This window comes from Larkinella knui, from assembly GCF_003858645.1.
GTDB classification, from domain to species: Bacteria; Bacteroidota; Bacteroidia; order Cytophagales; family Spirosomataceae; genus Larkinella; species Larkinella knui.
Window position 1 is genome coordinate 34,817 of sequence record NZ_RQJP01000007.1, and the last position, 15,558, is coordinate 50,374.

Annotated in this window: 7 protein-coding genes; all 7 read right to left on the reverse strand. The window is 52.3% G+C overall.

The window, feature by feature from the left end:
• Positions 1 to 3: 3 nt before the first annotated feature.
• The 7 genes from EHT87_RS28760 to EHT87_RS28790 all read right to left on the reverse strand — a co-directional run bounded on the left by EHT87_RS28760 (position 4) and on the right by EHT87_RS28790 (position 15,208).
• Positions 4 to 1,098, reverse strand: coding sequence for a hypothetical protein (locus tag EHT87_RS28760; RefSeq protein ID WP_124910249.1), 1,095 nt, complete (start codon positions 1,096 to 1,098; stop codon positions 4 to 6).
• Positions 1,095 to 1,742, reverse strand: a complete 648-nt coding sequence (locus EHT87_RS28765; protein ID WP_124910250.1) for an ABC transporter ATP-binding protein — start codon at positions 1,740 to 1,742, stop codon at positions 1,095 to 1,097. The genes EHT87_RS28760 and EHT87_RS28765 overlap by 4 nt, the downstream gene beginning before the upstream one ends.
• A gap of 9 nt (positions 1,743 to 1,751) precedes the next feature.
• On the reverse strand, positions 1,752 to 3,101 hold the full coding sequence (locus EHT87_RS28770; protein WP_124910251.1) for a vanadium-dependent haloperoxidase: 1,350 nt from the start codon (positions 3,099 to 3,101) through the stop codon (positions 1,752 to 1,754).
• 84 nt (positions 3,102 to 3,185) lie between these two features.
• Positions 3,186 to 6,596, reverse strand: coding sequence for a VCBS repeat-containing protein (locus EHT87_RS28775; protein ID WP_124910541.1), 3,411 nt, complete (start codon positions 6,594 to 6,596; stop codon positions 3,186 to 3,188).
• 92 nt (positions 6,597 to 6,688) lie between these two features.
• Entirely contained in the window at positions 6,689 to 10,063 is a 3,375-nt protein-coding gene (locus tag EHT87_RS28780) for a VCBS repeat-containing protein (protein ID WP_124910252.1), read from the reverse strand.
• A 475-nt stretch (positions 10,064 to 10,538) separates the two neighbouring features.
• Positions 10,539 to 12,020, reverse strand: coding sequence for a RagB/SusD family nutrient uptake outer membrane protein (locus tag EHT87_RS28785; protein WP_124910253.1), 1,482 nt, complete (start codon positions 12,018 to 12,020; stop codon positions 10,539 to 10,541).
• Between the two features lie 32 nt (positions 12,021 to 12,052).
• Positions 12,053 to 15,208 carry a SusC/RagA family TonB-linked outer membrane protein gene (locus tag EHT87_RS28790; RefSeq protein ID WP_374756047.1) on the reverse strand — a complete coding sequence of 1,052 codons (3,156 nt, stop codon included), beginning with the start codon at positions 15,206 to 15,208 and terminating at the stop codon, positions 12,053 to 12,055.
• Positions 15,209 to 15,558 lie beyond the last annotated feature (350 nt).

Sequence of the window (15,558 nt, forward strand, 5' to 3'; positions counted from 1 at the left end):
ACATTACTCTTCCCAGGAAGAACGGTAATACGTACGAATGAATAAAAGAGTAGCGGCTGCCAAACCAGCAAGTGCCAAAGCCCAGACGGGTAGCCGATACATAATGAGCAGGAAACACCCAATAATAGGCCAGAAGAGGAGCGACATAAACCGGTCGCGGGACCGATGGCGAGCCAGCAGTGTTGCGTATTGCAAGGCCACTAAACCAAGTCCGAAGAGCCACACAAAGAGGGTGGCCGGAATGGAAACATCCGCAGGGTGATTTTTGATCAGTAAAACTGCTTCAGGGCTGATTAACAGGGCAATAATCTTCAGATAACCCAGCAATCGATTGCCAATCGATACCGGCAGATTACGTAGCAGGAGTAATTGATTGGCTTCAAACTGGTACAATTCGAACACGATACCGGCCTGCAAAGCCGCCGACAACAGCATTCCCAACGAAAGCAGCCGGATGTCGTAGTCGTCGGTGGGATACAACGCCAATACACCCAGAATTCCTAGGCACGAGCCGATTTTTGTCAGCAGCAAGGTCGCGGGTTGTTCGCGAAAAAGGTACCGGATGAAAAAAAGGCCATACGGTGTGGCGAATCGCTGCCGAAGCCAGGCGCTAATGTTGCCCGAAAACTGTTCCGGATTAGGGTTCCGCAACGCCCGCTCTACAAAAGGTAACGGCAAAAGTGAGAGCAAACTAACGATTACGACCAGCCCGGTATTCGCTGCCGTTGCATTTTGCTGATTGCCTACCCAAATCATAAAACCGGCATATCCAATAACGGGTGCCAGCAACTGCAGGTGAAGAAAATAGAGAAGTACAACGCGTTTGCCCGGTGGGATCAGCCGGAAAAGCTGCAACAGATCGGTTTTCTGAACAACCTGCAAGCTGAAACGAAGCGAATGAATGGTGTAAAGTACCCAAAGAACGACGTAAGCACCCAAAAAACTCCAGTCGGTGAGGGCGTAAGTAGCCAGGGCAATATGCTCGGTCGAACTCAGAAAGCCAAAACCCAGCATCAGTACGACCAGAAAAAGGCCGGTATTCTGGAGATAAAATTGCCGGACAATCAGCTTCTCCGGTACGGTCCACAAAGCGCTCATGAGTCGGCCGGTTGCGGCATGGCTTCCAGGGTTTGATGCTGAACCAGCCAGACGGAATCGACCGGTAATTCGGACGGATCGACGTCCTGATGCGATGATAGCAAAAAGCTGATGCCCTGTTCCCGGTTTTGCCGAATGCGATCGATAACGGCCTGGGTGGTCGCCTGATCGAGCGTAATCAGCGGTTCATCGAGCAGAATCAGTTGCGGGTTTCCCAGAAAAGCCAGCACCAGGGAGGTTTTTTTGAGCATTCCACTCGAATAGGTACCGATGGGCGTTTTGATAAATTCCCGAATCCCGAACAAATCAATTAACTCATCGACTTGTGAAGCAGGAGCCCTTTTGGTGGCGGCTACCCAGCGGATCAACTCCCAGCCCGTCAGAAATTGCGGATAAAGCGGTTCGGCTTCCCCATAATTGACCCGAAGGCGGTATTCGACGGGTTGCCGCCTGATGTCATACCGTCCGTCCAGAACCATACTGCCTTCAAAGGGGAGCAATCCGGCGACCGAGCGGAAAAACGTCGTTTTACCCGAACCATTGCGGCCTTTCAGCCAGTGAATGCCCGCTGGAAAATCCATCTGGGGAATGGCCAGCACCAGGCGGTTATGATAGTCTTTACGGAAGTTTCGGACGGCGAGCATGGACTGTCATTACCGTTTTGCGACGGCCTGTTTTCCCGTTAGTTTTTCCACGACGTATTCGCCCACTTTCCGGCCCTGCACATTGCCGAAATCCAGCGCATCCCGAAAGTGAATGCCACCATACAGGCGGCTGTAAGAGGCTTCCAGGGCGGCTTCCCGGAACGATTTAAACGAGCGAACGCCGTGGCCGTACGGGTTTTCGGTCGAGTCGGTAAAAGCCACATTGTCGCCGTACAGAATCGTCAGTACTTCGGCGGCTGCCGCCGAAATTACGCTGTGGCCGCTGGTATACTCCGGAAACGGCGGGGTTTGCAGGTACGGCGTCCACTTGGGATCGATAAATTTATTGATGACGGTTTCGGGCCGGATGCGGTTGCTGCGGTATTTTTCGTCCCAGCAACTGATGAACCCGTCGGCTAATGCAAAGGAGGTTAAAGTATAGGCTTGTACGGTTTTGGCGAAATCCGCTTTTTTCTGGCGCGATACCGTTGCGGCAATCGCCAGCCAGTGCCCGCCCGGCGTCATTTTTTTGGAAGCGTACGAAACGTGACCGGCCACGTTCATCACGAACGCATTATCATCCCAGAAAAAAGCAATTTTCCGCTGCTCCTCGGTCTGGTGAATCCCTATCTGATACACTTCGTCGGCCAGTTTATAGAAGGGACTGCCTTTCGTCATGTTATACGGAATGGCTTTCGGCGGCATAAACTGCGAGCAGGTATCCATCACCCAGCAGCGGATTTGCATCCATTTCGGCTCGGCAGCTTCCATGTAGGCCGGGGGCGTTGGCACCCACGTCCCTTCCGCGTTGGTAACGGTATGCTTGAATCCGCGCGTTTGCTTGTAGGAATCCTTGCCCGCAAACTCCATAATGTGTTTGGCAACGGCCTCGCCATAAGCCATCGAACGCTCAATGACGTCGTCGGGAACGCCAATGGCCTGGTATTGCTCATAAAAGTCTTTCTCAAACCCATCGAACATGTCCCCGGAAAACGTCAGGTTGCGACCAACCGTCAGAAAAGCCCGCGTACTGGCCAGTGGAAAACAGTATTGCTGACCGGGTTCCGGTTTGGGAGCTGCGGTGAATTTCCGGAGTTTGCCCGCCAGTGATTCATAACCCGGCTGACCCGCCACCATCGCTTCATAACCCGCCAGGTTGGCGTATCCGTAAATCCGGCTGGCCACCGGCGGAGAGAAAATGTCATGAATAATAACGTCGGTCAACTGCTTGACACACTGATGGTAACGCTCCGGTTCGGCCGCTTTGGCGTTATATTCTTCGGGGGTGGCTTTGGGCTGGCAACCGGCGAAACTCCAAAGGCTACCAATACATAAAACCCATAGTATTCGATTCTTCATGAATAAACTCAATCAAGAATGGTACAAGAGGACTGCAAATTTACCTTAAAAAAAGTATATCTACGCAAGGGCCAAACCGTTGCTTTACGGTTTTCTGGTCATAGCGGCCAAAACCGGGTTCGCTTTCCGAAACACCTGAATCGTCGTGTCGTTGCGGGCGACTAACCAGAACGGTACGCCTGATACGCGAATCGGCTTGATGTCCCGCACTTCACCGTCGAGCAGAAAACCGCTGGCAAACGGCGAAAGTGCCGAAAACCGGGCGGTATTGTCAGCCTGTTTGCCTCTGTTTTTCAGTACTAGGCCGTAATTGGCATCGTAACGACCCTGATACGTACTGACGCCATAGAAATTGCCGCCCGCCAAAACGTCGGGAAAGCCGTCGTTGTCGACATCTTCCGTTCGGAGAGCGAACAACTTGGAAACCTGCGCCAGCATCGGCAGTTGGTGAACCACAAAATGGCCATTGCCCTGATTTTCCAGATAAACCGAAGCAAACTGATCGACTTCGTATTCTTCGGCTCCTTTGAGTTCACTTGCCTCAAACAGTTCGTCGATTGGCTTTCCGGCAAAAGCCTTATAATTCGTAAACCGCTTATTGATAATGGCTGGCATCTGTTTCCCCAACTCATCTTTGAAATTAACCGGATACCAGCTTTTTCCCCCGCGTTGGCACGCCAGAATCTGGTCCACACTGCTGTTGTTGTCTAAATCCTTCACCCACATTTTCAGCCGGGGTTCAGCCTGCTTGATGAACTTGGTGTTCAGACCGAGGTTGCCCGCCACCAGATCCAGATCGCCGTCGCGGTCGAAGTCGGCGGCAGTCAAGCACTGCCAAAATCCATTCAGGGGCGTTTTTTCGTCGGTAAGGTTCTTTACCGCCTGCAACTTGCCGTTCTGATTGGCGAAAATTCGAATCGGCATCCAGTCACCAGCCACTACCAGATCGAGGTCCTTGTCCTGATCGTAATCCAGCCAGAGGGCGTCGGTCACCATGCCTGCCTTGCGGAGTTCGGGGGCCAGCTGGTCGGTTTTGTCCGCAAAACGCCCCTTGCCGTCGTTGATCAGCAGATACGAATTCGGAATTTTTCCGTACGCAAAACCCACCACGCGGCCCCCTACGAACAAATCCAGATCACCGTCGTTGTCCATGTCAATTGGCCGAACGCAGCTTTTGTTGTCATACATCGGCGGCAAGCCGGTCGAGCGGGTGAAGTTTCCCTTGCCGTCGTTCAGGTAAAGCCGGTCAAACTGCCCGGGCATTTTCTCAAAAAACTCATTTCCGCCCGAAACCACGTACAAATCCGCGTCTTTATCGCCGTCGGCGTCGAAGAAAACCGCATCGACATCTTCATAGGTGGAGTCCGCCCGAAAAACCGGCTGGTTGCTCGGCACAAACCGGCCGTTGGGCTGTTGAATCTGTAAACTACCAGCCTGCCATTTGGCACCGGCCGCATAAAAATCGTCCAGCCCATCGCCGTTGACATCGCCAACCGCCAGCTTCGGGCCTTCCGTCGACACCTTGAACGGCATCAACGATTCCCGGACAAAATCAAAATACGTATTTTCCTGGTGCTGGTACGCAATGGGTGTCTGGATGGTGATGTCCTCAAAAATCGGTTGCGGATCCGGAGCCGTAAACCGGAAGTGGCCGACGTTTTGTTGAGCTGCCGTTTGCTTCAGGGTCAGCGTCTGGTTGGTTTTTACCCCGGTTTGGATTTCCATCCGTTGATTCGGCCAGATCACGATCAGTGAATCGATCGTGGCCGTTTCGCCCAGACCGAACGTCAATACCGGTTCAACGGACGACTGAAAACCGCGCGTTGGCATCAGTTGCTGGAGTTGCAGGCCGGTTTTGGTCTTCAAAACCACTTTGGCCCCCACGCCAAATGTATTTGGTGATTCGCCCTGAAGCCTGATTTTTAAGTACTTGTTAGTGGGGAATACTTCATTCGCCTGGTTCTGATAGATGCCGGCCGGGTCATTGATGTCGTTGGTAACCAGATCCAGATCGCCGTCGTTGTCCAGATCGGCGTAAACGGCTCCGCTCGAAAACGTCGGCTTTTCAAAACCCCACGCCAGCGATTTATCCGCGAATTTCAGCGCTTTCGAACCCTGGTATACATAATTATGCACCTTGCCTTCGGGCATGAGCGCAATCGCTTTTTCGTCCAGCGATTTGGACGTTTCCATCGCATACCGCAACGAGTCGTCGGACGCGTATTTGACGTAATCCAGATCGTTGGGGCGCCGAACGATGCCGTTGGAAATGAACAGATCCTTGATGCCGTCGTTGTCGTAATCGGCCAGCAGGGGCGACCAACTCCAGTCGGTGGCGGCTATACCAGCCATTGCCCCAATTTCCATGAATTTCTTGCCAGACTGGCTGATTTGCAGACAGTTTCGGCTATACTGATTCATGTAGCCGAAACTCAATTTATAGAGGTAAATATCCAGCGGATCTTCACCCAGCGACATTTTTTCGACGGTTTCATCTTCGGGATACATGTCGAGCGTGACCACATCCGGGTAGCCGTCGTTGTTGACATCGGCCACGTCGTTACCCATCGAAAACCGGCTCACGTGGGCAAACGCTTTCCGGATGCTTTCCGTAAAACCGCCTTTGCCGTTGTTGAGGTAGTAATAATCGTCTTCGTGAAAATCGTTGGAAACGTAAATATCTTCCCAGCCATCGTTGTTCAGATCCGCCACCGAAATGCCCAGACCGTAGCCCATGGCCGCGCCGAAAATTCCGGCCTGCTCGCTGATATTCGTGAAACGGGCCTTCGGATTTGGCTTTCCGTTGCTGATCAACTCATTCCGGTACAGATAATCCCCCGATTCATTCTGGCGCAGATTCCGGGCCGTCACGCGGTCGTAGCTGCGGGACGTATGCACGGCATGGTTGAGCAGATACATATCCAGATCGCCGTCGTGGTCGTAGTCGAAAAAAGCCGCCTGGGTCGAAAAACCGGTAAAATCCAGTCCGTATTCGGCGGCTTTCTCGGTGAAGGTACCGTCGTGGTTGTTGATATACAGTTCGTTGGAGCCTTCCAGCCCTTTGAAATTGCCCACGGCGCAGACGTAGATATCCAGCCAGCCGTCGCCGTTGACATCGGCCATTGTGACGCCGGTTTGCCAGTCCGAAAAGCCTTCGACCCCGGCTTTTTCGGTAACGTCTTCAAATTTCATCGAGGATTCCCGCGCTGCCCCTTTATTGATGTACAGTTTGTTTTTGCCCTGATTCGAGACAAAATACAAATCGGTCAGGCCATCGTTGTTGACGTCGCCAGCCGCCACGCCCGCGCCGTTGTAGAAATACAGGTAATCGATGATGTTAAACGTTTCCGTGTTCCGGACGTGGTTGATAAAACCAATACCGGTCTGCGTCGAGTCCAGCGCCTGAAAAAGCGGTTTTTCGGAAGAGCTGGTCAACTGTTTGCAACCAGTAACCAACAGCGTTACGGCGGTAAAAAAGATACTAATTCGTTTCATCATAGGTTAAATTCGGAACTGGAATTACGCGGATTTTAACAATTCCTCAAAGTGGGATTAGCGAAGAGCGATCGGCGGCTAATTAGATCTTCTTAATCTTTTAATCCGCGTAATCCCAGTTCAAAGACTTGCACTTTATCATTATTCTTGCCCACTACAAACTGCCCCTGTTGCAGTCGCGCCAACTGCCGGACCTGCCCGTGGACGATGAAGCCCGAAGCTGCCGGGTCAAGCGGTTGCCAAACGCCCTTGCCTTTTCCGAGCAAAACCAGCCCGTAACTGGCATCATAGCGGCCAATTTCGGGCAAAACGTCGTAGAAATTTCCGGTCAGCACCAAATCCATCTGCTTGTCGCCATCGACGTCCGCTATTTCAATACCGCAAACGGGCGACCACTGGGCCTCTTTTGGTAAGGCCTGAATCCTGAAAGTTCCTTTGCCGTTGTTCAGCAGAATAATTGATTCGCCCGTATACGCCCGTTGCACAACGGCGGCTGCCAACTGTTTTTCGTCCAGAATTTCGTTCAGTTTCTTGCCCGCAAACTCCGTAAACTTGAGGTACTTTTTCTTAATAACCGGCATTTCTTTCTGCAACTCCTGCTTCAAAACCATCGGATACAACGTACCGGTTTCGTCGGCGCAGTTGATGATCTGTTCGAGACTGCCGTTCTGATCAAAATCCGCCGTGTAGAGTTCGGCCGGTAATTTTGGTGTCGCTTTAATCCGGGAATTAAGACCCAGGTTGCCAACCACCAGATCAAGGTCGCCGTCGCCGTCGACATCGCCGGCTTTGACGCAATTCCACCAGCCGGAAGCCGGGGTGGTCGCGTCCGCCAGTTTCGGGGTTTCGGAGGTTGAAAACCTTCCGCGCTGGTTCTGAAAAATGGTAACCGGCATCCAGTCGCCAACGACGATCAGTTCGGGAAAACCGTCACCGTTCAGATCCGCCCAACTGGCGTCGGTCACCATGCCCAACTGGTCGGCGGTGGCGATGTAGCGTTTGGTGTAATTCTTGAAATTTCCGGTGCCGTCGTTCGTCAGCAGGTAACTCGCCGGATTAAAACCGTATTTGCCCGGAATCAACCGGGTTCCGACAAACAGATCGATGTCTCCGTCGCGGTCGTAATCGGCAGCCGCCACGCAGGACCCGCTGGCTTTCAAGTTCGGCAACCGGTCGTCGCGGACAAAACCGCCTTTGCCGTCGTTGAGATACAGCCGGTCGAGCAGTTCGTCGGCTTCGGGTTCAAATTCATTACTGCCCGACACCACGTACAAATCGAGGTCTTTATCGCCGTCGGCATCAAAAAATACCGCATCGACGGCTTCGTAGGTGAGATCCTGCCGCAAAACCGCCGGCGTTTTATCCACAAACCGTCCGCCGGTTTGCTGCACAAAAAGCCGGTGCGGTTTGCCGAAAGCGCCACCGAAAAATACGTCATCCAGACCGTCGCCGTTGACGTCGCCCGTTGCCATCGCCGGTCCGCTGGTCGAGAACATTTGCTTCAGCAACGGATCGCGGTTGTAATCGACAAACGGGCTTTCTTCGTGGGTGTAAGCTAGCCCGGAAGCCGTGGTAATGTCCTGAAAAAGAGCTTTTGATGGTTTTTTAGGTTTCCAGATACCGGTAGCCTGCTGCTGAGTTAGCGTCAATAACTGGTTGGCTTTGGGCTGGCGCAGGGTTTGCATCCGGTCGTTTGGCCAGACAACGGTTAGCGAGTCAATGGCGGGATTATCCCCCAGACCAAACAGCAAATTCAGATCGACGGACGATTGAAAACCGCGGTTCGGCATTTGTTGCAGGACCTGCGTGGTGCCTTTCTGATACACAAAAACCCGCGCGCCAATGGCATTCCGGTTTTTTGCTTCGCCGACCAGTTTCACCCTCAAATAAGGAGTCTTCTTTTTTTCGACCGACAAATTCCTGAAAACGGAAACCGGTGAGTTGACGTTGTTGACGACCAGATCCAGATCGCCGTCGTTGTCGAGGTCGCCGTAAGCCGCGCCGTTCGAGAAGTTCGGCTCGCCCAGCCCCCAATGGGCCGCCTGGTTGGAAAAGGTCAAATTGCCGTCGTTGCGGAAAGCGTAATTCGGAATGGGTTCGGAGGGCGCTTTATCCAGAAATTCCTTGAAGTTAAACGCACGCTGGCGGGCAATCTGGGCCATATTTTCGCGGTCGGCCAGGAAGTGGATAAAATCCTGATCGGTGACGTCTTTGGCAATGCCGTTGGCGACAAAAATGTCTTTCCGACCGTCGTTGTCCATATCAAAAATCAACGCGCCCCAACTCCAGTCCGTGGCGTGGACACCGGCAAAACGGGCAATGTCGCTGAACATCGGAATGGCGGTTTTACCGCCGGTCGCGGGTTCATTTCCCTGATTCAGGTGCAGCATGTTCTGCATGTACTGGTAATGAAAATCACGCGATACCTTGATTTCCTGCAAGTCGTAATTCTCGTAGGCACCGGTTTTTTTCAGGCGAACATCGTTACCGGGCAGCATATCCGTCACGAAAATATCCAGCCGACCGTCGTTGTTGATGTCGGCCACGTCGGCCCCCATCGACGACAGGCTGAGGTGCGGCATGGCGTCTTTCACCGATTCGCGGAAGGTGCCGTCGTGGTTGTTCAGATACAGGTAATCCCGCTCGTAAAAGTCGTTGGAAATGTAAATATCGAGCCAGTTGTCGTCGTTCACGTCGCCAATCGTGATGCCCAGGCCAAAACCGATCAGGCTGCCATAAATCCCGGCTTTCTCGCTGACGTCCGTAAACCGGGCTACATCGTTCCGGAACAGTTTATGCCCCCCCAGCGAATCCCGTTCGGAGCGGATGTTGGCGTATCCCAGTTTGCCGACGGGCATGAAGCTGTTGTTGAGCAAATACATGTCGAGGTCGCCGTCGCGGTCGTAGTCGAAAAAAGCCGCGTGGGTCGAGTAGCCGTGATCATCCAACCCATATTCGGCGGCTTTTTCGGTAAAGCTTACCGTACCGTCTTTCCCAATTCCGTTGTTGATAAACAGTTCATTACCGCGGTCGTCGCCGGGGCGGATGCCGGCATTACAGACGTATAAATCCAGCAAACCGTCGCCGTTGACATCGGCAAACGTTGCGCCCGTGCTCCAGGAGCGTTTTCCGGCCACACCGGCTTTGGCCGTAATGTCCTCAAATTCGAGCGGATTCGACCCTTTTTTCCCTTTGTTGAGATACAGCCGGTTTTCGCCCATGTTGGCGATCAGAAATACGTCCGAAAAACCGTCGTTGTTGACATCGCCAATGGCGACGCCCCCGCCGTTGTAGAAATTCCGGTAATTGAAGATGTTGAAATCGGCGTCGTCGACAACCGAATTGGTGAAATTGATATGGGTTTTTTCGGGCTGTACTTTTTCAAAAAGGGGGTCTTCCGATGGCGTATCCGACGACTGGCAACCCACCAGAAATGAAAAAAATAAAAAGAGAACCAGATAACGCATGTACGGTAGTAAACTAGCAAATCAAGTCTTAAAGATACTCAATAAATTGCTTTTTATAGGCGGTTTTATCCTATTGGGCGTGCATTCTGCGCGCATAAATTAAGTGAGGATTCTATAAAAAAATCTACTTACGTCTGGCAAATAGTTGTAATTGCATTCGGTAGTAATCCTGGAGGGATCTACTATTAATAGTAAAATGGATAAAATAGATAGTCTAAGCCCCGGCTGGGGCGTTCTAAAAGACGCATAAGTATCTATAACGCCCCAGCCAGGGTTAAACTAATGACTTGGCTCAGGTGGCTATTAACAGTAAACGGCTGCGGCCGACCGTCCCTCCGGGGTTACTACCAAATGCAATTCTCATCATTTGGTGTATTCCCAGTGAAGGAGTAACTTTTTGAGCTGGATCGGCATCAATTCCAGAAACAGAAAAAGCCCGGGAACCCCGGGCTTTTTGCAGGAAAAGGCTTTTTTACTAATTGTAACCCGGATTTTGCTTTAAATTGGGATTTAAAGAAATCTGATCTTTCGGAATGGGGAACAACTCCCGGTATTTTTCCGAAGCGGGTTTGAAACGCCACGCTTTGGTGAACTGCCCAAACCGGATCAGATCCTGACGCCGGTGGTATTCCCAGGCCAGTTCGCGACCCCGTTCGGCCAGAATTTCGTCCAGTGTCAATTGGGCTGCGGTGTAGTCCGGAACGCCCGCGCGTTTGCGGATGACGTTGAAATCCGCCAGTGCATCGGCTACTTTTCCAAGGCGGAAATTGGCTTCTCCGCGCATCAGATAGACATCCCCCAAGCGGTAAATAACGAAGTCGTTACTCATGTCGTTGGTGGTGTTGTTCTTCTGAATTTCATATTTCTGGCTCCGGGCCCCGGTCAGACGGCCAGCCGGACCGGCGGGCATTTCGAAAGCAGGGATTTCCGGCGTGATGATCATCGGTACGCCATCGTCATCCAGTGGCTTCCCGGTAGCATCGTATTGCTGCCCAACGATCCACATTTTCTTCCGCAAATCCTGAGCCGAGAATGAATTATAGAACTCGACCACTGTGGCATAGCCGTTCCAGGGAGAGGCAGGCAGGTTGTAGGTCAACTGGTGCTTGTAGTGCAGGGTTGCCATGTGGATGTTAAAACCACCCCGTTTCGAGTTGTCGAAGGGCGTCGCCAGAATAATTTCGGGCGAATTCTGGTTCTGCACCTTGAAGTTATCCAACAGATCCGCCGTTAGCGAAAATTTGCCCGACTTGATGATGCTGTCGCACCGCGTAACCGCATCCGCCCAGCGGGCCGTGCCGGTATAAACCTGCGCATTGAGATACATCTTGGCCAGGATCATGTTCACAACCGGTCGGTTGAAACGGCCATAATAGGCTCCCCCCACCGTTGAACTTAGCTTGGGATAGACCTCCAGCAGTTCTTTCTCGATCCAGGCAAAAACCTCCGCGCGGCTTTTCTGAGCGGGCGTCGAAGTGCCCACCTGATCGGCAATGATCACGTTGCCAAACATGTCCATCGCCTTGTAGTGGAAGAAAGCCCGCAGAGCCCGCAACTCGGCTTTCACGGTTTCGTCCGTAATGGATCCCAACTGCTGGTTGATGGAGGTGATGTTGTTGTAACACCAGGTCCAGGGTCCGTTGAACTGGCCGTTGTCGGTTGTGGGGTCCCAGGTGTGCTGATAAAGGCGTTTCCAGTTATCGCCATCTTTCCAGTCACCACCGCGGGTCGGAACAATCTGTTCGTCCGTTGTTGCGTTGAGGGCCTGGCTGTTGCCGTAGTAATCGGCCAGACCGCTGTACAGCGGACCGATCAAAGCCGCCTGCTGAGCCGCCGTTTGACCAAACTGGTCGGTCGGAATAACGTCGTAGGTTTTTTCGTCAAGGTCCGTACAGGCCTGGCTCGCCATGAGCAGAACCAGGCACACGCCCCAAACTTTTATCGTTGAATTGAACATCTTCGTAGTTGATAGTGGTTGATTAACACCCCTTAAAACGTCAGGTTAACCCCCAGTTGGAACGAACGGGTTTTCGGGTAAATGTTGCTGACGTCCAGACCAATGTTGTTGGGTGACTGGCTTTCGTTTTGCAAATCGGCTTTCACCTGCAGCTCAGGATCGACCCCCTTGTAGCTGGTAATGGTGAACAGGTTGTTGCCACCGATATACACCCGGGCCGCCGACAGATACTTGCTGGTTGTTTTTATGTTGTAACCGATTTGCCAGTTATCCAGACGGGCATACGATCCGTTTTCCAGCCAGTAGGTCGACAAGACGTTGGTGCCGTAGTTTTTCGGCAGATCTGCCACGCCGTTCAGCATGTTCGTTTCCAGAATAGACCCCGGAATCAACAGGTTCGAGCGCAGGTTGTTCAGAATTTTGTTGCCAAACGAACCCCGCAGCTGGAAATTCAGGTCAAAACCCTTGTACGTGAAGCTGTTGATGAACGAGCCGGTCAGGAACGGTTGCGGATTGCCCTGAGCGATTGGGTTCTGCGTATTGATTCCCGTTGCGGCATCGGCTTTGCTCACATCGGTAGTGGGTTGGTCACCACTACCCGGTTTCAGCAGCACTTTCGAAGAGGTCGAGCCATCGTCATTTTTCACATCGGTGTAGCTGACGAACGTCGGGACGTTGTTGAACTCGCCCAGCGGACGACCCGGCCACAGATACGAAGCGAACACATCCGACAGACCCCGACCACCGAAGGCGTTGAAGCGAATCAGACCCGAGTCAAATTCGTCGCTTTTCAGGTTGACAATCGTGTTCCGGTTGTAGGCTCCAACGATGCGGGCGTTCCAGTTGAAACTGCCTTTCTGGATGATGTCGCCCCCGAATGAAAGCTCGATACCGCGGTTGCGCATGGTTCCGACGTTGGCCCAGATAAAGTTGGTGAAGTATTTAACCCCATCGGCCGGTACCGAATACCGGTACAGCATGTCTTTGGTCGATTTATTATATACTTCCAGCGTACCCGAGAACCGGCCGTTCAGCAACTGGAAGTCCAGACCGATGTTGGCCGTTGTCAACACTTCCCATTTCAGGTTCGGATTGGCATTTTGGGTAATCCCGTAACCCGGCAGGAAGTCGCCCACACTGCCGTCGTAATACGTGCCTTTCTGACCATACAACTGGAGCGATTGATACGGTTTCAAGCCTTCGGAGTTTCCGGTTTGTCCCCAGCCAACGCGTAGTTTCAAATAATTCAACGTGGTCGATTTCGGGAAGAAGTCCTCATTCGTCAGTGTCCAGCCCGCACCCACCGACGGGAAAAGCCCCCATTTGTTGTTGGCCCCAAACTTCGAGCTACCATCGCGACGCAGCGTTGCCGTCAGGTTATACTTATCGTTCAGGTTCACCGTGGCCCGGCCAAAGAACGACGCCAGGGTGGTGCTGTTGCGATACGACGTAGAGTAGTTGGTTCCCGGACTCAGCAATGTGCCCGCACCCAGGCCCAGGTTGTTGTAGGAAACCGTGTTGGTCAGAAACTGCGTGTTGCGGGCCTGAAAACCGTCATACACGATGTTCTGGTAAGAATAACCGCCCAAAACCGAGAAGTTGCTGTTGTTCTGGCCGAACGCCTTGGTGTAGGTAGCCGTCAGTTCCAGAAGCTTATTGTTGTTCTGATCCATCTTCCGGTACGATTCACCGGCCGACGACTGGAACGCCTTGATACTGCGGTCGCGTGAGCGGCTTTCATCGGTATTTTCGTTCTGGAATGCACCGTTTACACCCAGCGTCAGCCCGTCGATGACTTCGTAGCGCAGGTTGATACCCCCAATCAGTAACCGCTTTTGCTGATCAAATTTTTGCCCATTGATCATGGCTACCGGATTCAACAGGTCGAAACTGCCGCCTACTTCATAATACCCACCCACATTATTGGCACCGGTCGGGTCGGAAACGGGCAGCGTCGGCAGGAAGGTAACCGCCTGAGCAACAATACCGCCATCGTTCAATTTGGAGTTCGTATTGGTCACCGACAGGTTATACTGAATGTTCAGGCGGTTATCCAATGCCTTCTGATCCAGGTTGATCCGGCCCGTTACCCGATCAAAACCGGTGTTTTTGATAATCCCTTCCCGGCCGATGTAGTTGACGGATCCGCGGTAGCTGAAGGCGGGCGATCCGCCCGAAATCGCCAGATCGTGATTGGTAGTAACCCCCATGCGGGTAATTTCTTTTATCCAATCGGTGTCATAGTTGCCATTCGGAAACCGGAGCTTGTCGGCCGTCAGGGCACTGGCGCCCTTAATCTGGCTGACGGCATCACGGTAGCCCGGTCCATCCAGCAAATCCAGTCGTTTCGAGATGGTTTCAACGCCAATATAATTGTTGAAGGTGATTGACGTTTTGCCCGATTTACCCCGTTTTGTGGTCACGAGAATAACGCCGTTGGCAGCCCGTGAACCGTAGATCGCGGCTGCCGAAGCATCTTTCAAGACATCCATCGACTCGATATCCGAAGGCGAAACCGTCTGAATGGGCACGCCGATGACACCATCGACCACATACAGCGGATCGCTGCCACCCGCCAGGGAGGTGTAGCCCCGCAAGCGAACGGTGGGTGCCTGGTTCGGATCACCGGAAGGCATCGTAATGACCAGACCCGCTACTTTGCCCTGAATGGCCTGGAGCGGATTGGGAACAATACCAGGGTTGAATTCCTTGGCCGTTACCTGCTGAACAGAACCGGTGAGGTCCTTGCGCTTGGCCGTACCGTAACCAACCACCACAACTTCCTCCAGCGATTTGGTATCGGAAGTCAAAACCGCATCGACAACGGAGCGGTTTCCGACGGCTACTTCCTGATTTTGCAGACCAATAAAACTGAAAACCAGGGTCGCATTGTCAGGAACATTACTGAGGGAATACTTGCCCTCCGCGTCGGTATTGGTACCGCGCGTAGTTCCTTTCAACTGAACGGTCACACCCGGTAGGGGCACCTTGTCTTCCGATGACGTAACGGTGCCCGTTACGGTCCGGTCCTGAGCAAATGCCTGGCCGAGACCCAGGCAGAGAATGAACGCAAACGATAGCAGGAAGGCCGGTAACAAACCGTTCTGCTTGATCTGAAACGCCCGGAAGTTTCCGGAGCAACTCACTTGGTTACGTTCATGATTGAATCTGATAAAATGATTCATCATAGGTTAACGATTAATGTAGGTGAAGTGAAATGGTATACGGAATTCATAAAATAGGTGCTAAAAATTTCAAGTAGATAATGAGCACTAAAGGCCACGAAATCAACCTGTTTGCTGTAAGTACTAATTAATGTCACTACGTACAATTACTTACGTATATGGTATCGTATTGCTATTTTATAGCACATAATTATGAACCGATTGAGCAAATTACAATAATTAATCTGTATAATACAATAAGGTAAATTCTAAAATTATTCATTGTAGTTCTTTAGCCATGAATAATGACCGGTATGGATGGAGAAGCTCAAGAAAAAAGACTGCGAAGGCGATGGCCCGGTGCCTGCCCGCTG

Bases quoted from the DNA above. Each gene is read 5' to 3' on its own strand.
- EHT87_RS28775 (WP_124910541.1), bottom strand. From the start codon at position 6,596: ATGAAACGAATTAGTATCTTTTTTACCGCCGTAACGCTGTTGGTTACT.
- EHT87_RS28790 (WP_374756047.1), bottom strand. From the start codon at position 15,208: ATGATGAATCATTTTATCAGATTCAATCATGAACGTAACCAAGTGAGT.
- EHT87_RS28785 (WP_124910253.1), bottom strand. From the start codon at position 12,020: ATGTTCAATTCAACGATAAAAGTTTGGGGCGTGTGCCTGGTTCTGCTC.
- EHT87_RS28780 (WP_124910252.1), bottom strand. From the start codon at position 10,063: ATGCGTTATCTGGTTCTCTTTTTATTTTTTTCATTTCTGGTGGGTTGC.
- EHT87_RS28770 (WP_124910251.1), bottom strand. From the start codon at position 3,101: ATGAAGAATCGAATACTATGGGTTTTATGTATTGGTAGCCTTTGGAGT.
- EHT87_RS28760 (WP_124910249.1), bottom strand. From the start codon at position 1,098: ATGAGCGCTTTGTGGACCGTACCGGAGAAGCTGATTGTCCGGCAATTT.
- EHT87_RS28765 (WP_124910250.1), bottom strand. From the start codon at position 1,742: ATGCTCGCCGTCCGAAACTTCCGTAAAGACTATCATAACCGCCTGGTG.